This is a genomic window from Variovorax sp. LARHSF232 (genome assembly GCF_052871435.1).
In genome coordinates this window covers 13814-34008 of record NZ_JBIXJS010000019.1, presented here as the reverse complement: position 1 = coordinate 34008, position 20195 = coordinate 13814, and the positions used below count along the sequence as shown (strand labels likewise).

Annotated in this window: 19 protein-coding genes and 1 pseudogene; 6 read left to right on the top strand and 14 right to left on the bottom strand. The window is 67.6% G+C overall.

The annotated features are described in order from the left end of the window. Positions 1–196 (bottom strand): annotated as a pseudogene (locus tag ACIPRI_RS26510) (hypothetical protein); the annotation flags it as partial. Between the two features lie 70 nt (positions 197–266). On the opposite strand from ACIPRI_RS26510, the gene ACIPRI_RS26505 reads away from it, so the two are divergent. Beyond that, a complete protein-coding gene (locus tag ACIPRI_RS26505) occupies positions 267–1244 on the top strand; it encodes a pseudouridine-5'-phosphate glycosidase (RefSeq protein ID WP_446624497.1) in 978 nt (325 codons plus the stop codon). On the opposite strand, the gene ACIPRI_RS26500 is transcribed toward ACIPRI_RS26505, so the two are convergent. The 3 genes from ACIPRI_RS26500 to aroC are packed head-to-tail and all read right to left on the bottom strand — an operon-like array spanning position 1230 to position 4085. After that, positions 1230–1781, bottom strand: coding sequence for a DUF1697 domain-containing protein (locus tag ACIPRI_RS26500; protein ID WP_446624496.1), 552 nt, complete (start codon positions 1779–1781; stop codon positions 1230–1232). The genes ACIPRI_RS26505 and ACIPRI_RS26500 overlap by 15 nt on opposite strands. A gap of 3 nt (positions 1782–1784) precedes the next feature. Beyond that, the gene (locus ACIPRI_RS26495) at positions 1785–2954 is read right to left on the bottom strand and encodes an MFS transporter (protein ID WP_446624495.1); all 1170 of its coding nucleotides are present in this window, start codon (positions 2952–2954) and stop codon (positions 1785–1787) included. A gap of 12 nt (positions 2955–2966) precedes the next feature. Next, on the bottom strand, positions 2967–4085 hold the full coding sequence (gene aroC, locus ACIPRI_RS26490) for a chorismate synthase (RefSeq protein ID WP_446624494.1): 1119 nt from the start codon (positions 4083–4085) through the stop codon (positions 2967–2969). Between the two features lie 89 nt (positions 4086–4174). On the opposite strand from aroC, the gene ACIPRI_RS26485 reads away from it, so the two are divergent. Continuing rightward, positions 4175–4462 (top strand): hypothetical protein, encoded by a 288-nt coding sequence (locus ACIPRI_RS26485; protein ID WP_446624493.1) that lies wholly within the window; start codon positions 4175–4177, stop codon positions 4460–4462. A 40-nt stretch (positions 4463–4502) separates the two neighbouring features. Here ACIPRI_RS26485 and ACIPRI_RS26480 read toward each other — a convergent pair whose 3' ends face one another. The 7 genes from ACIPRI_RS26480 to cyoA form a co-directional block, all read right to left on the bottom strand. Then, positions 4503–5051: a response regulator transcription factor gene (locus ACIPRI_RS26480; protein ID WP_446624492.1), complete on the bottom strand. Its 549-nt coding sequence runs from the start codon at positions 5049–5051 to the stop codon at positions 4503–4505. Continuing rightward, a complete protein-coding gene (locus tag ACIPRI_RS26475; protein ID WP_446624500.1) occupies positions 5044–6324 on the bottom strand; it encodes an ATP-binding protein in 1281 nt (426 codons plus the stop codon). Before ACIPRI_RS26475 ends, ACIPRI_RS26480 begins: the two co-directional genes overlap by 8 nt. A gap of 106 nt (positions 6325–6430) precedes the next feature. After that, positions 6431–7201 (bottom strand): SURF1 family protein, encoded by a 771-nt coding sequence (locus ACIPRI_RS26470; RefSeq protein ID WP_446624491.1) that lies wholly within the window; start codon positions 7199–7201, stop codon positions 6431–6433. Continuing rightward, the gene (cyoD, locus tag ACIPRI_RS26465; protein WP_446624490.1) at positions 7198–7599 is read right to left on the bottom strand and encodes a cytochrome o ubiquinol oxidase subunit IV; all 402 of its coding nucleotides are present in this window, start codon (positions 7597–7599) and stop codon (positions 7198–7200) included. Before cyoD ends, ACIPRI_RS26470 begins: the two co-directional genes overlap by 4 nt. Then, complete coding sequence (cyoC, locus tag ACIPRI_RS26460; protein WP_446624489.1) at positions 7596–8264, bottom strand: cytochrome o ubiquinol oxidase subunit III; 669 nt, start codon at positions 8262–8264, stop codon at positions 7596–7598. Before cyoC ends, cyoD begins: the two co-directional genes overlap by 4 nt. After that, a complete protein-coding gene (gene cyoB / locus ACIPRI_RS26455) occupies positions 8257–10263 on the bottom strand; it encodes a cytochrome o ubiquinol oxidase subunit I (RefSeq protein WP_446624488.1) in 2007 nt (668 codons plus the stop codon). The genes cyoC and cyoB overlap by 8 nt, the downstream gene beginning before the upstream one ends. A 2-nt stretch (positions 10264–10265) precedes the next feature. Further along, positions 10266–11342 (bottom strand): ubiquinol oxidase subunit II, encoded by a 1077-nt coding sequence (gene cyoA / locus ACIPRI_RS26450; protein WP_446624487.1) that lies wholly within the window; start codon positions 11340–11342, stop codon positions 10266–10268. 157 nt (positions 11343–11499) lie between these two features. Here cyoA and ACIPRI_RS26445 point away from each other — a divergent pair, with 157 nt between their 5' ends. Both ACIPRI_RS26445 and ACIPRI_RS26440 read left to right on the top strand, forming a co-directional pair. Beyond that, on the top strand, positions 11500–12834 hold the full coding sequence (locus ACIPRI_RS26445; RefSeq protein ID WP_446624499.1) for an MFS transporter: 1335 nt from the start codon (positions 11500–11502) through the stop codon (positions 12832–12834). Between the two features lie 20 nt (positions 12835–12854). Further along, positions 12855–13244, top strand: a complete 390-nt coding sequence (locus ACIPRI_RS26440) for a YkvA family protein (RefSeq protein ID WP_446624486.1) — start codon at positions 12855–12857, stop codon at positions 13242–13244. Here the strand turns inward: ACIPRI_RS26440 and ACIPRI_RS26435 are convergent. Further along, complete coding sequence (locus tag ACIPRI_RS26435; protein ID WP_446624485.1) at positions 13204–15072, bottom strand: histidine kinase; 1869 nt, start codon at positions 15070–15072, stop codon at positions 13204–13206. The genes ACIPRI_RS26440 and ACIPRI_RS26435 overlap by 41 nt on opposite strands. Before the next feature lie 304 nt (positions 15073–15376). Here ACIPRI_RS26435 and oxlT point away from each other — a divergent pair, with 304 nt between their 5' ends. Continuing rightward, entirely contained in the window at positions 15377–16717 is a 1341-nt protein-coding gene (gene oxlT / locus ACIPRI_RS26430) for an oxalate/formate MFS antiporter (protein ID WP_446624498.1), read from the top strand. A gap of 26 nt (positions 16718–16743) precedes the next feature. Here oxlT and ACIPRI_RS26425 read toward each other — a convergent pair whose 3' ends face one another. Then, positions 16744–17478: a response regulator transcription factor gene (locus ACIPRI_RS26425; RefSeq protein WP_446624484.1), complete on the bottom strand. Its 735-nt coding sequence runs from the start codon at positions 17476–17478 to the stop codon at positions 16744–16746. Between the two features lie 43 nt (positions 17479–17521). After that, positions 17522–18415 carry a LysR substrate-binding domain-containing protein gene (locus ACIPRI_RS26420; RefSeq protein WP_446624483.1) on the bottom strand — a complete coding sequence of 298 codons (894 nt, stop codon included), beginning with the start codon at positions 18413–18415 and terminating at the stop codon, positions 17522–17524. A 128-nt stretch (positions 18416–18543) separates the two neighbouring features. Here ACIPRI_RS26420 and ACIPRI_RS26415 point away from each other — a divergent pair, with 128 nt between their 5' ends. Then, positions 18544–20157, top strand: coding sequence for a GMC family oxidoreductase (locus ACIPRI_RS26415; protein WP_446624482.1), 1614 nt, complete (start codon positions 18544–18546; stop codon positions 20155–20157). Positions 20158–20195: the final 38 nt, after the last annotated feature.

The window sequence follows — 20195 nt, the reverse complement described above, 5'->3', positions numbered from 1 at the left end:
CGCAGCGCACCGAAGGGGCGCGTAGCGAGTTCCGCGATGCAGCCCCCTGCGCGAGCATCGCAGCGGAGTCGATGCGCAGCATCGACCGCCGCACCATGAGCCCGCCGCGGCAAACACCTGCCGCGCCGCCCCAGCCCCAGCCCCAGCCCCAGCCCCAGCCCCCGAAACAGTGCCGAAACCAGACCGCGCGATCCATTCCTGACGCCTTAACAACACAAGTCCCGTGGCCAAGCCCCGCCGCGCCCGATCTCGCGCAAACTGGCGCCATGCCCCATCCCGCCGCCCAAGCCTGGCTTCTTCCAAGTGCTCGCGTGGCCGCTGCCCAGACGGCCGGCCGCCCGCTCGTGGCGCTGGAGTCGACCATCGTTGCCCATGGCATGCCCTACCCCCAGAACCTCGAGACCGCGCGCGAGGTCGAGGCGCTGATCCGCAGCCTGGGCGCCGAGCCCGCCACCATCGCCGTGATGGACGGCCGCATCCGCATCGGGCTGGATGACACGGACCTGGAGCGCCTGGCGCGCGCCGGCCCGCAGGCCCACAAGCTCAGCCGGCGCGACCTGCCGGCGCTGCTGGCAGGCAGCAGTGCAAGTGGCGCCAGCAGCAGCATCGGCGCCACCACCGTGGCCGCCACCATGATCTGCGCGCAGCTGGCGGGCATCGAGGTTTTCGTCACCGGCGGCATCGGCGGCGTGCATCGGGGCGCGCCGGAGAGCTTCGACATCTCGGCCGATCTGCAGGAGCTGGCGCGAAGCTCGGTGGCCGTGGTGTGCGCTGGCGCCAAGTCGATCCTGGACATCGGCCTCACGCTCGAATACCTGGAAACCCACGGCGTGCCGGTGCTCAGTTGCGAACAGGACAACTTCGCCGCCTTCTACCTGCGCGACAGCGGCTACAAGGCCGACTTGCGCCTGGACGATGCGGATGCGCAAGCACGCTTCATCCGCTGCAAGTGGCAGCTGGGCCTGGCCGGCGGCGTGGTGCTGAGCACGCCGGTGCCGCAGGCCGCGGCCATGACACCGGCGCAAATCGATGACCTGATGCAGCAGGCGCTGGCCGAGGCCAAGTCGCAAGGCATCCACGGCAAGGCGGTCACGCCCTTTCTGCTCTCGCGCATCCAGCAGCTCTCCGGCGGCCAAAGCCTGGCCACCAACATCGCATTGGTGAAGCACAACGCGCAAGTCGGCACGCGCCTGGCGCTGGCCCTGGCCCGCCTGCCCAGCGCGGCGCCTTCAGCCGCGGCCTGAGTGCTTGGCTACCAGCCGCACCACCGTGTTCCAGATGCGGGTGGTCGCCGGCAGGCCCAGCGCTTTTTCGATGAAGGCATTGGGGCTGCCCGCGCTCTTCTTGTGCGGGAGTTGACGGGCCACGCACATCACCTCGCCGCCGACTGCGCGGATCACCTCGATCTCGCCGCCGGGCAAGCCCGCAGGCAAGCGGGAGAGGTCCGCCTTGGCATCCAGGAAGGTGACGCAGCAACCGTAGACGGATGACGCGTCGACGTCGCGAAAAGGATCGGACTCGACCAGTTCGCGCAAGGCCGCCAGCTCGCGCAGAAAACCCGGCTCCTTCAGTCCGCATTCGCCGGCCATGAGCGCCGACGCACGCGCCAGCACTTTGCGCGCCGCCGCCAGGTTGCGCGCCTCGAAAGCGATGGTGCCGTTCACCAGGAAAGAGGCGGCCACGCTGGCGCCGGCCTCGAGGAAGGCGCGCTCCAGCTGGCTCTTGCTCGGGCAATTCGGGCGGCCCAGGTTCACATTGCGATAGAAGACGGCAAAGCGCATGGTTCAGGACGTCCTTTCCAGCGTCAGCACGCGCCAGGCGCACAGGGTGGCCAGCAGCGCCATGCCGGTGGCCACGCCGAACATGGCCACGAATCCGAAGCGCTGCGCCAGCGCGCCACCGGCCAGCACGCCGATGACGCCGCCGAAGCCATAGCCGGTGACCGTGAACAGGGCCTGCCCGCGCCCGCGCAGCCGCCCCTGGAAGTGGCGCGAGATCAGCGCGATGCAGGTGGTGTGGTGGGCGGCAAAGCTCAACGCATGCAGCAGTTGCGCCACGGCCAGCGCGGCGAACCAGTTGCCCAGGCCGCCGGTGATGCCCAGGCGCAGCACCGCCACCATGCCGCATAACCATAGCCAGCGCGGCATCGAGAGCCGCCCCATCCAGCGCCCCTGCACGAAGAACCAGCCGATCTCGGCCAGCACGGACAGGCCCCAGAGAAAACCGATGCTGGCCTTGCCGTAGCCCAGCGAATCCAGGTAGAGCGACAGAAAGCCGTAGATGGAAAAGTGCGCCATCACGTGAAAGAAGAGCGAAGCAAAGAACCAGCGCACCGCGCTCTGGCGCAGTACCGGCCACACCGGCTCCCTGGGCGCGTCGCGTGGGGCGGCCGCCTCGCGCACATCGGGCAGGCGCAGCGTGGCCAGCAGCACCAGCGCCAGCGTGGCGACCGCCCACGCCGGAAAGTGGCGCATGCCGAAGCGGTCGAACCATTCGCCCGCCACGAACACCGTCACCAGGAAGCCGGCCGAGCCCCACAGGCGGATGCGCCCGTAGCGGCCCCAGTCGCCGGCCACCAGGTGCGCCATCGCCGCCTCGGTCAGCGACATCATCGAGCTGGTGTGGGTGAACATCACCAGCAGCACGATGGCCAGCCACAGCGGCCCGCCCTGCCACCACAGACCCAGCGCGGCCACCGTGGCCACGCCGGCGGAAAAGCGCAGCAGCTTGACGCGCTCGCCCGTGTGGTCGCTGAGCGCGCCCCAGGCGTAGGGCGCGAACACGCGCGTGACCGACTGCACCGAGGTCAGCAGGCTGATGGTGAAGATCGGCAGCCCCAGGTCCTTGAGCCACAGCGGCAGATAGGGGTTGAAGAAGCCGATGTGCGCGAAGTAGCTCGCCGACAACGCGGCGAAAGCCAGCAGATGGCGGGGCTGCTGCCTGCCGGCGTCCACCGCTTCTCTTGTTTAGAGAAAGGAAGCCGGTGGCGTGGCTGCAGCGGACTCGTCCGCCTTTTCAGACGCGTTCACGTCGCCGCACTGGGCGCGATGGCGCAGCGCATGGTCCATCACCACCAGGGCCAGCATGGCCTCGGCAATCGGCGTGGCGCGGATGCCGACGCACGGGTCGTGGCGGCCCTTGGTGACCACCTCGACGGGGTTGTTGTGAATGTCGACCGACTGGCGCGGGCTGATGATCGAGCTGGTCGGCTTGATCGCGATGCTCACTTCCAGGTCCTGGCCGGTGCTGATGCCGCCCAGCACGCCGCCCGCGTTGTTCGTGGCAAAGCCCGTGGGGGTGATCGAATCGCCATGGGTGGTGCCGCGCTGAGCCACGCTGGCAAAGCCGGCGCCGATCTCCACGCCCTTGACGGCGTTGATACCCATCATGGCGTAGGCGATGTCGGCGTCCAGCTTGTCGAACAGCGGCTCGCCCAGGCCCACCGGCACGTTCGTGGCCGTGACGCGCAGGCGCGCGCCGCAGGAGTCGCCCGCCTTGCGCAGCTGGTCCATGTAGGCCTCGAGCTTGCTCACGTCGGCCACCGGCGCGAAGAAGGGGTTGTTCGGCACGTGGTCCCAGCGCTCGAAGGGGATCTCGATCTCGCCGATCTGCGTCATGCAGCCGCGAAACACCATGCCGTATTTCTGCGCCAGCCATTTCTTGGCCACCGCACCGGCTGCCACCATGGGTGCCGTGAGCCGGGCCGAAGAACGGCCGCCGCCGCGCGGATCGCGGATGCCGTACTTCTTCCAATAGGTGTAATCCGCGTGACCCGGGCGAAACTGTTGGGCGATGGCGCCGTAGTCCTTGCTGCGCTGGTCGGTGTTCTGGATCAGGAGGGCGATCGGGGTGCCGGTGGTCTTGCCTTCGTACACGCCGGACAGGATCTGCACCTGGTCGGCCTCCTGGCGCTGCGTCACGTGGCGGCTGGTGCCGGGGCGGCGGCGGTCCAGGTCGAGCTGGATGTCGGCGGCGCTGAGTTCCATCCCCGGTGGGCAGCCGTCGATCACACAGCCGATGGCGGGGCCATGCGACTCTCCGAAGTTGGTGATCGCAAAAATTGTTCCCAGTGTGTTGCCGCTCATGGGTCAGGATTATCACGTCTGCCGAATGGCGTATGGACAGCCGGGGCGCGCCCCCCTACGGTACATGTCCAGTTACAAGGAAGACTAAAGTGCTACCTCGTCTCGATATTCGACACATTGGCCAGGGCTTCTTTTCCTACTGCGTGCGCGCTGGACAGGCGGCGACCTGTCAATTTGAAGGCGGGCTCGATTCGCTGGAAGGTTGCCTCAACGACGCCGGCGATTCGCTGGGCCACTACTTTTCCGCCGTCAGCGTGAGCCTCGATGGCCAGGAGCTGGGCAGCTACGCCGTTCAGCGCCTCTTGAAAAACCCCGAGGGCCTGGCCGCCGAGCTGCTGGACAAGGCCTGCCCGCCGCCCGAGCGCAAGTTCGCTTGAAAAAAACCGCTGCCGGCCAGCAACGCGCTGACGGCCGCGCCTACTTGACCCGCTGCTTTTCCAGCTTGCGCGCCAGCGTGCGCCGGTGCATGCCCAGGCGGCGCGCGGTTTCCGAGATGTTGAAGCCGGTCTCGGCCAGGGTCTCGTGGATGCGCTCCCACTCCAGCGTCTTGATCGACGTGGCCCGGTTCGTGATGCCGACCTCGGTGCTGCCTTCGGCGCGGCCGAAGGCGGCCTCGATGTCGTCGGTGTTGGAGGGCTTGGCCAGGTAGTGGCAAGCGCCCAGCTTGATGGCTTCCACCGCCGTGGCGATGCTGGCAAAGCCGGTCAACACCACGATCAGCATCTCCTCATCGAGTGCATGCAGCTGCTGCACGCAGGCCAGGCCCGAGGCCTCGCCGCCCAGCTTGAGATCGACCACCGCGTAGCCGGGGGTGCGCTGCTGCAGCACGGCCTGCATCTCAGCCAGCGAGGCGGCCAGGTCCACGCTGTAGCCGCGCCGCTCGAAGGAGCGCTTGAGCGTGCGGGCGAAAGCCGCGTCGTCCTCGACGATCAGCAGGTGGCGTTGCGCTTGCTCTTCTTCACTCAAGGCTCTCGCCCTCCTCTTCTTCCAGCACGATGGACGCGAGCGGCAGCGTGATGGTGACGATCGCTCCGCCTTCGGTCTTGTTGCGCGCCTCCACCGTACCGCCCAGCGTGCGCGCCACGTTGACCACCAGAAACAGCCCCAGCCCGCCGCCCGGCCGGCCCTTGCTCGACTGGTAGGGCTTGCCGAACTGCGCCAGCATGCGCGCCTCGAAGCCGGGCCCGGCGTCGGTGCAGGTCAAGACCAGCTGGTCCCCATGGCGCGCCACTTCGAACATGAGCCAGTGCGGCGAGGCTTCCAGCGCATTGTCCAGCACGTTGTGGATCATCTGCTGGAGCGCCGAATCGGACACGATGGGCAAGTCGTGGCCGAAGTTGTTGTCGTAGGTGAAGGCGCGCGCGGCGCGCGAGGCGCGCCAGTCGGCCACCACCTCGTCCAGGAACTGGACCACGCTGGTGCGCTCGGAATTCTCGCCGCGCGCCTCGCCGGCCGACAGCAGGATGCCGCTCACGATCGACTTGCAGCGCTGCACCTGGGCCTGCATTTCCGACACCTCGTTCAGCAGCTCCGGATTGCTGTCGAAGGGCGCCATGTGGCGCCAGTCGCCCAGGATCACCGATAGCGTGGCCAGCGGCGTGCCCAGTTCGTGCGCCGCACCAGAGGCCAGGAGGCCCATGCGCACGATGTGCTCCTCTTCGGCGGCACGCTGGCGCAGGTCGGCCAGGCGCGTGTCGCGCCGGCGCAGGTTGCGGCTGATGCGGGTGATGAACACCACCACCAGCGCCGCGATCAGCGCGAAGCAGATCAGAAGGCCCAGGATGTAGGGACTGGCCCACCCGCGCTGCTGGTCGAAAGGCAGCGCCAGCGGCTGCGCGAACAGCGCCAGCCCGGCAAAGCAGGCGCTGGTGACGGCCACCAGCGTCCAGGTCGACCATGTTTCGAGCAGCACCGCGCCCAGGATCACCTGCAGCAGAAAGAGGAACACGAAGGGATTGGTGGCGCCGCCGCTCAGGTAGAGCTGCGCCGTCAGCATGCCCACGTCCACCAGCAGGGCGATGAACAGCTCGGCATTGGTCACCACCAGGTGATGCGAGCGCCAGCGGAACTGGCTGGCCGCATTGAAGGCCGCCAGGCAGGCCAGCACCACCAGCATCTGGTGCAGCGGCAAGCGGATGCCCAGGCCGTAGTGCACCACCAGGATGGTGGCCACCTGCCCCACCACCGCGATCCAGCGCAGCTGGATCAGTTGCTGCATGTTGCGGATGCCGGTGGCCATCTGCAGCCGCCCGCCCTGGGCCGCGCCGGACAGCGCATGCGGCACGGTCTCCGGGGCTGCTGCGGCCATGCCGGGCGCCTGGCTTGCAATCTGGTTGCTCATGGCGCTAGTGTGCTCTGAGCCTCATTTCCTCCCGCCACACGAACCAGGCGGCGCCAGCCACCAGGGCGGCGAGCGCGAACCAGGTCAGCGCATAGCCCAGGTGGTGGTTGCGAAACTGGATGACCGTCAGGCCGCCGACCGGCTGGTCCGGGGCCGCGGCGGTGTCTCTCTGCGCATCGATGAAGAAGGGCGCCACCTGCGCCGCCGTCAGGCCGCGCGCTTGCGCGATGGATGCCACGTCGCGCGAATACCAGCGATCCGCGGCAGGGTCGTTGCGCCGCAGGAAGCCGCCGCCTGGCTCGCTGATGCGCAAGAGGCCGATGACGCTCACCTCGCCCACTGGCTCAGAGGCAGCCCGCCTGGCACGCTCGCGTTGGGCCGGTACCACGAAGCCACGGTTGACCAGCACGATGCTGCCGTCGGGCCGCAGGAGCGGCGTCAGCACCCAGAAGCCGGCCCCCAGGTCGCTGAGCGCCTGCACCAGCGTCTCGCGCTCGTGCATGAAGCGGCCCGCAACGCGCACCCGGCGGTACTCGTCGGAAGCCGCGCTCACCTGCGGCCAGCGCTCGCGCGCCGGCGCGACCACCGGCGCCGCATGCACCCGCCGCTCGACCCGTTCGATCAGGTCGAGCTTCCAGGCCCGGCGCTCCAGTTGCCACCAGCCCAATGCCAGCAAGCTGCCAAAGGCCAGCAGCGCGAGCAGGCTCAGAACGGCCAAACGGCCCGCGAGGCGCGGGCCGTTTTCAGGCGAAGGGTCGGTCTGCGAAGCCGTCAAGGCGCGACGCGCATCTCGCCCGGCGACATGCCCGGCATCATGTTGGTGTTGAGGTGATACATCACCCACAACGAGCCGCTCAGGGTGATCACCACCAGCACCGCGGTGAAGACCAGTGCCAGCATGTTCCAGCCGCCCTGCGACTTGGCGTCCATGTGCAGGAAGTAGACCATGTGGACCACGATCTGCACCGCCGCGAAGGCCAGGACCACCATGATCGTGGTGCTGGGCTTCTGGAAGACGTTGCCCATCACGAGCCAGAAGGGGATGGCCGTCAGGATCACCGACAGGACGAAGCCCGTCATGTAGCCCTTGAAGGTGGCGTGGATGCCGCCTTCGTCGTGGTCGTCATGCGCGTCGTGATGACCGTGTGTGTCGTGTTCGTGGTTGCCGCTCATGGCTGCACTCCCATCAGGTAGACAAAGGTGAAGACGCCGATCCAGACCACGTCCAGGAAGTGCCAGAACATCGACAGGCACATCAGGCGGCGGCGGTTGGCGACGGTCAGGCCGAACTTGCTCACCTGCACCATCAGCGTGATGAGCCAGACGATGCCGAAGGTGACGTGCAGGCCGTGCGTTCCCACCAGGGTGAAGAAGGACGACAGGAAGGCGCTGCGCTGCGGCCCGGCGCCTTCGTGGATGAGGTGCGCGAACTCGTACAGCTCGATGCCCAGGAAGCCGGCGCCCAGCAGGCCGGTGACGAAGAGCCAGCCCAGCACCGCGCCCTTGCGGCGCTTTTGCATCTCCAGCATGGCAAAGCCATAGGTGATGGAAGACAAGAGCAGCAGCGAGGTGTTGAGCGCCACCAGCGGCAGATCGAACAGCTCGGCGCCGGATGGGCCGGCCGCGTAGCTGCGCCCCAGCACGCCGTAGCAGGCGAACAGCACGGCGAACACCAGGCAGTCGCTCATCAGGTAGAGCCAGAAGCCCAGCAGCGTGCCGTTCTCGGGGTGGTGTTCCCTGGTCAGGTAGAAGTGGTTGGCCTGGCCGTCAGTGGCGGTGGCGACCGCGGCCTTGGCGGCGCCCGCGGCGCCGGGATGGTTCAGGGTGAGCTCAGACATGGCCGGCTGCCAGCAGGTTGGTGCGCACGTTCTCGACGCGGGTGACTTCATCCTTGGGGATGTGATAGTCGCGCTTGTAGTTGAAGGTGTGGACGATGGTGGCGATCAGCGTCGCGGCGAAGCCGACGCCGGCGATCAGCCACATGTGCCAGATCAGGCCGAAGCCGGTGAGCGCCGACAGCGCAGCAATCACGAAGCCGGCTGCCGTGTTCTTCGGCATGTGGATCGGCAGGAAGCCTTCCGTGGGCCGCACGAAATGGCGGCGCTTCATGTCCCACCAGGCGTCGTTGTCATGCACGATGGGCGTGAAGGCGAAGTTGTATTGCGGCGGCGGCGAGGAGGTCGACCACTCCAGGGTACGGCCATCCCACGGGTCGCCCGTCAGGTCGCGCAGCTGCTCGCGGCGCATGAAGCTCACGGCAAACTGGATCAGCATGGCGGCGATGCCGATGGCGACCAGCACGGCGCCGAAGGCGGCGACCAGGAACCAGATCTGCAGCGAGGCGTCCTCGAAGTGGCTGACGCGGCGCGTCACGCCCATCAGGCCCAGCACGTACAGCGGCATGAAGGCGAAGTAGAAGCCGATGACCCAGAACCAGAAGGACACCTTGCCCCAGAAGGGATCGAGCTTGAAGCCGAAGGCCTTCGGGAACCAGTAGTAGATGCCGGCGAACAGGCCGAACAGCACGCCGCCGATGATCACGTTGTGGAAGTGCGCGATCAGGAACAGGCTGTTGTGCAGCACGAAGTCGGCCGGCGGCACCGCCAGCAGCACGCCCGTCATGCCGCCGATCACGAAGGTGATCATGAACGCGATGGTCCACATCATCGGCAGCTCGAAGGTGATGCGGCCCTTGTACATGGTGAAGAGCCAGTTGAAGATCTTCGCGCCCGTGGGGATCGAGATGATCATCGTCGTGATCCCGAAGAAGGAATTGACGCTGGCCCCCGAGCCCATGGTGAAGAAGTGGTGCAGCCACACCAAATACGACAGGATGGTGATCACCACCGTGGCATACACCATCGAGGTGTATCCGAACAGGCGCTTCTTGCAGAAGGTGGCCACCACCTCCGAGAAGATGCCGAAGGCCGGCAGGATCAGGATGTACACCTCCGGGTGGCCCCAGATCCAGATCAGGTTGACGTACATCATGGCGTTGCCGCCAAGCTCGGTGGTGAAGAAGTTGGTGCCGACGTAGCGGTCCAGCGACAGCAGCACCAGCACGGCCGTGAGCACCGGGAAGGCGGCCACGATCAGCACGTTGGTGCACAGTGCCGTCCAGGTGAAGATGGGCATCTTCATCATGGTCATGCCGGGCGCGCGCATCTTCACGATGGTGGCGAGCAGGTTCACGCCTGACAAGAGCGTGCCGACGCCGGCGATCTGCAGCGACCAGATGTAGTAGTCCACCCCCACGTCGGGGCTGCTCAGGATGCCCGACAGCGGCGGATAGGCCAGCCAGCCGGTGCGCGCGAATTCGCCCACGAAAAGGGACGCCATCACCAGCACCGCGCCGAAGGCGGTCATCCAGAAGCTGAAGTTGTTCAGGAAGGGGAAGGCCACGTCGCGCGCGCCGATCTGCAGCGGCATCACGTAGTTCATGAGGCCGGTGACCAGCGGCATCGCCACGAAGAAGATCATGATCACGCCGTGGGCGCTGAAGATCTGGTCGTAGTGGTGCGGCGGCAAAAAGCCGGCGTTGTCGCCGAAGGCGATGGCCTGCTGGGCCCGCATCATGATGGCGTCGGCAAAGCCGCGCAGCAGCATGATCAAGCCCAGCACGATGTACATGATGCCGATCTTCTTGTGGTCGATGCTGGTGATCCAGTCGCGCCACAGCGGGCCCCACCACTTGAAGTAGGTGATGGCGGCGAGCGCGGCGATGCCGCCCAGGCACACCATGACGAAGGTGCCCATGAGAATGGGATCGTGGAAGGGAATCGCTTCCCAGCTGAGACGGCCGAAGATCAGCTTCGCGAAGTCGAGGTTGGCGAGCATGGTTATTCTTTCAGGATCGCCGGCGTGATGGCGACGCTCGAGTACAGGGGCAGGTCGACCGGGTCGCCGGGTGCGCAGAAGGCGGCGACATAGCGGCGCTGGGGCGACAGCGGGTCGGCCGAATACGCGGGCTTGCTGGCGATGTCGTAGGCGCTGGGCAAGCCAAGGCCGCCGCGGGCATCGATCTCCGCCATCTGGTGCAGGCACATCTTGCCCGGCTCCACGCAGCGGTTGAGGATGGCGTGGAACAGGTCCGACGAGACGCTGGCCCAGCGCTGCACCGGCTCGCGCTCGCTCGGCTTCTCGAGCTTGAGGTAGCCGGCGCGGTCGAGCTGGCCGCCGGCGCCCTTGACGTTGGCGACCCACTTGTCGAAGTCCGCATCGGCCAGGCCGTGGAACTTGAAGCGCATGTGCGAGAAGCCCTCGCCGCTGAAATTGGCGGAGAAGCCCTCGTACTCGCCGGCCTTGTTGATGACCGCGTGCAGCTTGCTCTCCATGCCCGGCATGGCGTAGATCTGGCCGGCCAGCGCCGGGATGTAGAAGGAATTCATCACCGTCGAGGAGGTGATCTTGAACTTGATCGGCCGGTCCACCGGCGCCGCCAGTTCATTGACCGACGCGATGCCCTGCTCCGGGTAGATGAAGAGCCACTTCCAGTCGAGCGCGACCACTTCCACCACCAGCGGCTTGACGTCCGCCGGCACCGGGCGGGTGTCGTCGATGCGGCGCAGCGCGCGGTAGGGGTCGAGCGTGTGCGTGCTGATCCAGGTGACCGCGCCCAGCGCGATGATGATGATGAGGGGCGCCGCCCAGATCGCGAGTTCGAGCTGCGTGGAGTGGTCCCACTCGGGCGCGTACTCGGCCTCCTTGTTGGAAGCGCGATACTTCCAGGCAAAGAACACCGTCAGCCCGATCACCGGCACGATGATCAGGAGCATCAGCACCGTGGAGACCACGATGAGACGACCCTGCTGCATGGCCACGTCACCAGAAGGATTGAGCAGCACCGTACCGCAGCCGCTCAGAAGGAGTAGCGGCGTGAGGAGCAGCAGTCCGCGAAGTTTTTTGAGATGTTCCATGCCGAAAAAAAGTGCGAGTTCTGCGCAAAGACCCGACAATCTAGTCGTTTTGGGGCCCTTCGGGGAGTGGACGTTTTGTCCTATGGCAAAGACGGCTGCGCGGTGAGATGCTCGGCACTGTCCGCGTGACACACGAACATTTGATGACGCATCGATGATGGCCAGCACCCAATCACATACCGAACTTCCCGCGCCCAAGGTCTTCGAGGGCCGGAACCAGCACCTTCACGGCGACACCCGCATCGAACCCGGGGAAATCGCCGTGGGGGTGGTTATCGGCCGCGCCTCCGAGTATTTCGACTTCTTCGTCTACGCGATCGCCTCCGTGCTGGTCTTCCCAGCCGTCTTCTTCCCCTTCGAGGGAGCGCTGGAGGGCACGCTGTGGTCCTTCGTGATCTTCTCTTTCGCCTTCATCGCGCGCCCGATCGGCACCGCGATCTCGATGAAGATCCAGAGCCACTTCAACCGCCAGGTGAAGCTGACCATTGCCCTGTTCCTCTTGGGCATCTCCACCGTCTGCATCGCCTTTCTGCCGGGCTACGCGAGCCTGGGCTTCAGCTCGATCGTGCTGCTGTCGGTGCTGCGCATCGGCCAGGGCCTGGCCCTGGGCGGTTCCTGGGACGGCCTGCCCTCGCTGTTGGCACTCAACGCACCCGAAGGCAAGCGCGGCTGGTACGCCATGCTGGGCCAGCTGGGTGCGCCGGTCGGCTTCATGCTGGCCAGCGGCCTGTTCGCCTACCTGTACGCCAGCCTGCCGGCCGAAGACTTCCTCAGCTGGGGATGGCGTTACACCTTTTACGTGGCATTTGCCATTAACGTGGTGGCCCTCTTCGCCCGCCTGCGCCTGGTGTCCACCGACGAGTACGCCCATATGCTGGAAGAGCGCGAACTGGCGCCCACCAGCATCACCGAACTGACACGCACGCAGGGCCACAACATCGTGATCGGCGCCTTCGCGGCGCTGGCCAGCTATGCGCTGTTCCACCTGGTCACGGTGTTCCCGCTGTCCTGGATCAAGCTCTTCTCCGACCACTCCATCACCGAGTTCCTGGGCCTGCAGGTCTTCGGCGCCTTCCTGGCGGCCGGCGGCGTGGTGGTCTCGGGCCTGATCGCCGACCACATCGGCCGCCGCAAGACGCTGGGCAGCCTGGCGGTCGCCATCGGCGTGTTCGCGCTGTTTGCCCCCCTCCTGCTCGACGGCGGCCGGATCGGCCAGGACATCTTCCTGCTGCTGGGCTTCCTGTTGCTGGGCCTCTCATACGGCCAGGCAGCCGGCGCCGTCACGGCCAACTTCGAGCCCAAGTACCGCTACGCCGGGGCTGCGCTCACCTCGGACTTCGCCTGGCTGATCGGTGCCGCTTTCGCCCCGCTGGTGGCCCTGGGCCTGTCGGCCCGCTTCGGGCTGGCCTTCATCAGCCTGTACCTGCTGTCGGGCGTCGTCTGCACGCTGGTCGCGCTGCGGATCAACCGGTCGATGGAAGTGCGCGACTAGGGACTAGAAATCTGGCGCGCGTGTCCATGTTCGCAAGGCTGCGAAACTGGGCGCAGCGCATCAAGCGCGACGCGCTCACGCTCTGGTTTGCCTTGCGCGATCCGGCCACGCCCTGGCCGGCCAAGGCCTTGTGCTGGCTGGTGGTGGCCTATGCGCTCAGCCCGATCGACCTGATCCCCGACTTCATTCCGGTGCTCGGCCTGCTGGATGACGCCTTGCTGCTGCCGGGCCTGATCTGGCTGGCAGTGCGCATGCTGCCCGATGCCGTGCTGGCGCAAAGCCGCCTGCGTGCGCAGGCCTGGCTGCAAGAAGGTGCCGGCAAGCCGCGCAGCCGGGCCGGCTTCTGGCTGGTGGCTGGCACCTGGCTCGTCATGCTGGCGCTGGCCGGCTATTTGATCTGGTTGCGTTGAGCGGAACCGGCGCCGCGGGCGCCCGCCATTGCAAGGTGACGCGCGTGCCTGCCCCGGCACGGCTGTCGATGTCGAGCTGCGCGCCGATCGCCTCGGCCTGCTCGCGCAGCCCCAGCAGCCCGTAGTGGCCCGCAGGGACGCCCTGGGCATCGAAGCCCACGCCATCGTCCGAGATCGCCAGCGCGAGGGCATCGCCACCGTCTTCGCGGCGCAGCTCGATGACCACCCGCTGCGCGCCGGCGTGGTGCTCGACATTGCGCAGCACTTCCTCGCTCATGCGGAACACCGTCTCCGCCGGCTCCGCCGCGAGCGCGCCGAGCCCGGGCTCGACGCGGCAGTCGATCGCGATGCCGCTGCGCTCGCCCAGGCCCTTGGCCAGTTCGGCCAGCGCCGCGCCCAGGCCGATGTCGCGCACCGGGTTGCTGCGCAACTGGTCGATGGCGCGGCGCGCCTCGTCCAGGCCGTCGCGCGCGGCCTGTTCGGCGCGCACCAACTCATCGGGCAATGACTGCGGCTGGCTGGCGGCCAGGCGCTTGAGCACCCGGATCTCGGTCAGCATGGCCATCATGGAATGCGCCAGCGTGTCGTGCAGCTCGCGCGCCAGGCGCAGGCGCTCGCGCACCACGGCCGTGTCGCGCGATTCCAGCGCCAGCCGGCGGATTTCCTCGGTGCGCTGGCGCACGCGCTCGTCCAGCTCGGCGTTGAGCCGGCGCAGTTCGTCGCGCTCGCGCTGCAAGGTGTCGAGCAGCCGGTCCAGCGCGCTGCCCAGCCGCGCCGCCTCGTCGGCGCCCGTGGGCACCTCGATGCGTGTGGCGCCGCCGACCAGAAGCGCATCGGCCGAGCGCGCGATGCCGCTGACGCGCCGCGTCAGCCGCAGCGCGACGGCGATGCCGGCGATCGCCGCGGCCAGTCCCAGGAGGCTCAGCACGACGGTGATCTGCCATTCGATCGCAGTGGCAAAGGCAGCCACCGATTCGACCGGCTGCACCACCGCCACGCGCCAGCCCAGCCGCTGCAGCGTGCCTTCGCTCGCGATGTGCGGCATGGCCACCAGATAGGGGCGCCCGGCCATCAGGCGGCGCAGTTCGATGCGCGCCGGCAGGTCCGAGGCGTCGCCCCCCAGGCCGGTGATGGACGGGTCGAAGGGCCGGATGGGCTCGCCCGCATCGGCCCAGCGCAGCCCCAGCAGGGCCGGAGGGCCGTGGCGGACGATGCCGTCGCGGTCGATCAGGAGCCACTCGCCCGGGGTGGCCTGGATGCCGCCCACGAGGCTCTGTACCCAGTGCCAGCTCAGCTGCGCCGCGACCACGCCGACGATTGCGCCCTCCGCGTTGCGCACCGGCGCAGTGAGCTTGAGGAAATGCTCCTGCGGCGAACGCCCTTCCTCGATCCAGGCCGCATCCAGGCCCTGCGAGCCCCAGGCGTACTGGTAGACGTTGTGGCCCACCACGCCCGGATCGGTGGCCCCGACGACGAAGCCGTCGGCATCGGTGACGGCCAGCCAGATCAGGTCCGGCACGCTGCGGCGTACCGCTTCGAGCGAGCGCCGCAGGCGTTCGCCCTCGCTGCGCTGCACGTCCTCGGACAGCATCGAGGCCACCACGGTCACAGACTGCAGACGCAGCAGCATGGCGGTCTCGAGCTCGGCCCGCACGTGCTCGCCGGCGGTCTCCAGCCGCTGGCTGTGCTGCTCCAGCAGCGTGGAGCGCACGACGCTGCGCAGCCACAGGTTGGCCGCCAGCGCCAGGCACAGGGTCAGCGCGATCAGCAGCCAGCCGATCGCGGCGGCGAGGCTGCGGCGTGGATCGAGGCGGCGCAGGAGATTCATGGGCGGGGCATTGTCACCCGCGTGCCGGCCCAGGGGCCTGTTCACACTACTTACGGGGTCGCGAAGGCATGCCTTCCCCCTTGACCCATGACCTTCGGCATGGGGGCTTTTACCGAGGAATCGGGGTTTGTCTCGATTCATCGGATGACTTCCGGCAGGCGCGCGCAGGCGGCTCGGCGAGGACAGTGACACCCATCGCGGACCCCGCCCGAAGGCACCGGCCAAAGGCGCATTTCCCCCACATCGGCGCCGCACCAGCGATCGGCGCGAACCACATGGAGACAAAAGCGTGAACACAGCCCCCCTGTCGAAAGCGGCCGCCGGCGCGCCGGCGCAACGCTGGCATTCCAATCGCTGGCTGCAACTGGTGGTCGGCATCGTCTGCATGATCGCCACCGCCAATATCCAGTACGCATGGACCCTGTTCGTGCCGGAGATCCAGAAATCCTTCGGCTGGGAGCGCGCGTCGATCCAGGTCGCTTTCACCATCTTCGTGCTGGTACAGACTTGGCTTGCGCCGATCGAGGGCTACTTCATCGACAAGTTCGGTCCGCGCCTGATCGTGGCTTTCGGCGCCCTCTTCATCGGCGCCGCCTGGGTCATCAACTCGCAGGCCACCACGCTGCTGGGCTTCTACGTCGGCGCTGCGGTGGGCGGCATCGGCGTCGGCTCGATCTACGCGACCTGCATCAACAACGCACTCAAGTGGTTCCCCGACCGCCGCGGCCTGGCGGTGGGCCTGACGGCCGGCGGCTATGGCGCCGGCTCGGCCGCCACCATCCTGCCGATCGCCGCGATGATCGATTCGTCCGGCTTCCAGCACGCCTTCTTCTTCTTCGGCGTGCTGCAGGGCTCGCTGGCTTTCCTGGCCGCCTGGTTCCTGCGTGCGCCCAAGGGCACCGAGGTTCGCGTCTCCAGCAAGGTCACCCAGAGCCGCCGCGACTACACGCTGCAAGAAGCCCTGCGCACCCGGCTCTTCTGGCTGATGCTGGTGATGTTCTCCTGCGTGGTGACCGGCGGCATGATGGCCGTGGCCCAACTGGGCGTGATCGCGCAGGACCTGGGCGTGAAGAACTTCAAGGTCGACCTGTACTTCGTCACCATGGCCGCGCTGCCGCTGGCACTGATGCTCGACCGCATCATGAACGGCATCTCGCGGCCCTTCTTCGGCTGGGTCTCGGACCACATCGGCCGCGAGAAGACCATGGTGATCGCCTTCACGCTGGAAGGCATCGGCATCATCGCGCTGGGCTACTTCGGCCACAACCCGTGGGCCTTCCTGATCCTGTCCGGCGTCGTGTTCCTGGCCTGGGGCGAGGTGTATTCGCTGTTCTCGGCGCTGGCGGGCGACGCCTTCGGCACCAAGCACATCGGCAAGATCTACGGCGTGCTGTATTGCGCCAAGGGCGTTGGCGCGCTGTTCGTGCCGATCGGCAACCTGATGATGGAAGCCACCGGCACCTGGTCCACGGTGCTCTACACGGTGGCCGGCCTGGACCTTTTCGCCGCCTTCCTGGCCATCACCCTGCTGCGGCCGATGCTGGCGGCGCACGTGGCCGGCACCTCCGCGCCGCAGCATCAGCCACAACCGGGCAGTGACCATGCGATGCCGGTCCTGAGTCCGGCAGGCCGCGCCGCCGGCTGAGTTCCCCGTCGAAAGCGCCGCGCCCTTCAGGGCGCGGCCTTGCGCCCCAGCACCCGCACCGCCAGTTCGGTGCGGGTGTTTGCTTGCAGCTTGTGCATGATGCGGCTGACGTGGTTCTTCACCGTGCCTTCGGCCAGGTGCAGCGCGGCGCCGATCTGGCGGTTGCTCTGGCCATGGGCAATGAGGTCGAGCACGGCAGCCTCGCGCTCGGTCAGGCCGTCGAGTGCAGGTGGCGCGGCCGGCGGCGGGGCAGCCGGCGCGTCGATGGAGGATGCCGTTTCCTGCGCACCGGCCGCGACGCGATCGGCCAGCAGGCGGAATTGGTCCATCACCTTGCGCGCGATCTGCGGCGTCATGCGCGATTCGCCGCGGTGCACTGCGCGCACCGTGTCCAGCACCTCGTCCTCCGATGCGTCCTTGAGCAGGTAGGCCTGCGCGCCGGCGCGCACCGCGTCGAACACCAGGTCGTCGCGATCGAAGGTGGTCAGCACCATCACGCGCGTGTGCGGCAGGGCGGCGGTGATCTCGCGCGTGGCCAGCACGCCGCCCTTGCGCGGCATGTGCAGGTCCATCAGCACCACGTCCGGACGCAGCTGCTGGGCCAGCGTCACGGCCTCCACGCCGTCGGCGGCCTGGCCCACCACATCGATGTCGGCTGCTGCGCCCAGCAGCATCGCCATGCCGCGGCGGATCAGCGCCTGGTCGTCCGCGATCAGCACGCGGATCGGTGTGGCGGACGGGGGTGTGGGAGAGGGTGTCAAGGGGAGCTTCGTATTCAGGTACGGGGAGTGCCGATTGTGCGCACTACTGCCCTGCCGGCAACCGGCTGATGATGAGTTCGGCCATTGGCGATGGCGTGCGCCCGCGCAGCATCACGATGCCGGTCTGCGCATACAGGGCCGGCAAGCTGCGCACTTCCAGAGGCAGGAGTCGCCCTGCCTTGACCTGCTCTGCAACGGCAGCGTGCGCCGTGAGCAGCACCGAATCGCAGTGCAGCGCCGTCTTGGTCAGCAGTTCGGCATCGTCACATTCCAGGGCCAGACGCAGCTCCGCCTCCGAGGCCAGCCCCACCTGGCGGGCCAGCTCGCCGCGCACTCGGCTCGGCAGTCGGATCGACAGCAGGCCGTACTCCCAGAGCTGCTGCATCGTGACCGTGCGGGCCGCTCCCAGCGGGTGGCCGGCCCGCACGAAGATGCCACCCAGCTCACGCCGCAACGGCCGCTGGTGCAAGCCGGGATCGGCCGGCAGGTCAGAGGTGTCGGCCACGAAGAATTCGATGTCTTCCTCGCGCAGGCGTTTGAGCAGCAATTGCCAGTTGCTGACTTCGACGCGCAGTTTGATGCCCGGGAACTCGCTTCGCAGGCCGGCGAGCAGACCCGGCAGGAAAGTCGTGGCGGGCAGAGGCCCGACACCAAAGGCGGTGTCGCCCAGGTTGTGGCTGCGGTAGAGCGCCACGTCGCGCTCCAGGCAGCGGCTGTTGAACACGAGTTGTCGGGCCCGCGCAATCACGAACTCGCCGGCCGGCGTCGGCATGATCTCGCTGCCCCTGCGGTCGAACAGCAGCAGGCCCAGTTCCGCCTCGGCGGCCTGGATGCTGCGCGTCAAGGCGGGTTGGCTCAAGTGCACCTCTTCCGCGGCGCGCACGAAGCTGCGCCGGTCGGCCACCGCCACCACATGCGTCCAGCGCCGCAGGTCCATTGCGCCCTTTGTTGAATTGCATTCAGTGCATTGATGATAGATGAACTATGCATTGGACTCAATTGCTCGCGCGCTGAACAATCCCTGCGTGCGGCAACGGCTCGCGCACCATAACGAGAGACATCCCCATGCAAATCGAAGAATTCGACTACGTCGTGGTCGGCGGCGGCTCGGCCGGCTGCGTCGTGGCCTCGCGCCTCACCGAAGACCCCTGCGTCACCGTCTGCCTGCTGGAAGCCGGCGGCCCCGACGACAGCGTGTTCATCCACGCACCGGTCGGCGTGGTGGCGATCCTGCCGGGCCCCTTCAAGAACTGGGCCTACAAGACGGTGCCGCAGCCCGGCCTGAACGGGCGCCGGGGCTACCAGCCGCGCGGCAAGACGATGGGCGGCTCCAGCTCCATCAACGCCATGGTCTACGTGCGCGGCCACCGCTGGGACTACGACAACTGGGCGGCGCTCGGCAATGCGGGCTGGTCCTACGAGGATGTGCTGCCCTACTTCAAGCGCGCCGAGAACAACGAGACGCACCGCGACTGCCCCTATCACGGCACAGGCGGCCCCTTCAACGTGGCCGATCTGCGCAGCCCCAGCCCGATCAACGAAGCCTTCCTGGCCGCGGCTGAAATGAACGGCGTGCCCCGGGTGAGCGACTACAACGGCGCCGAGCAGTTCGGCGCCTTCATGTTCCAGGTCACGCAGAAGAACGGCGAGCGCCACAGCACCGCCAAGGGCTACATCACGCCGCACCTGTCGCGCCCGAATCTGCACGTGAAGACCCATGCGCTGGGCTCGCGCATCGTGTTCGAGGGCAAGCAGGCGCGCGGCATCCGCTGCACCATCGGCGGCCGCGAGACCGAGTTGCGGGCGCGCCGCGAAGTGATCCTGTCGGGCGGCGCCTTCGGCTCGCCGCAGATGCTGCTCTTGTCCGGCGTCGGACGCGGCGCCGATCTACAGCGCCTGGGCATTCCGGTGCTGCACGATCTGCCCGGCGTGGGCGAGAACCTGCACGACCACATCGACCATGTGCAGTCCTGGCGCACCCGCAATTCGCCCGACACCTTCGGCATCTCGCTGCGCGGCGGTGCGCGCATCGCGGCGGCCATGCCGCAGTGGAAGAAAGAGCGCACCGGCCCCATCACCAGCAACTTCGCCGAGTCGGGCGCCTTCGTGCGCTCCTCGCCCGATGTCGCGGTGCCCGACCTGCAGATGGTCTTCGTGGTGGCCCTGGTCGACGACCACAGCCGCAAGCCCCACCTGGGCCACGGCTACTCCTGCCACATCGAGGTGCTGCGCCCGCACAGCCGCGGCAACCTGAAGCTGGCCAGCCCCGACCCGCGCGCCGCCCCGCTGATCGACCCGGCCTTCCTGAAGGACGAGCGCGACCTGGACCTGCTGGCGAAGGGCGTGCAGCTGCAGATGGACATCCTTCAGTCCAAGCCCTTCGACCGCTACCGCGGCGACATGCTCTACCCGGTCAAGCGCGACGACCTGGCGGCCATCAAGGAAGACATCCGCAAGCGCGCCGATACCCAGTACCACCCCGTGGGCACCTGCAAGATGGGACCGCCCAGCGATCCGCTGGCGGTGGTCGACGACCAGTTGCGCGTGCATGGCCTGGCAGGCCTGCGCGTGGTGGACGCATCGATCATGCCGCAGGTGGTGGGCGGCAACACCAACGCGCCCACCGTGATGATTGCCGAGAAGGCGATCGACATGATCCGCACTGACGCCCGCGCCTGAAGACGCGGCGAGCGGCACCCTTTCCCAAAATCGAACGG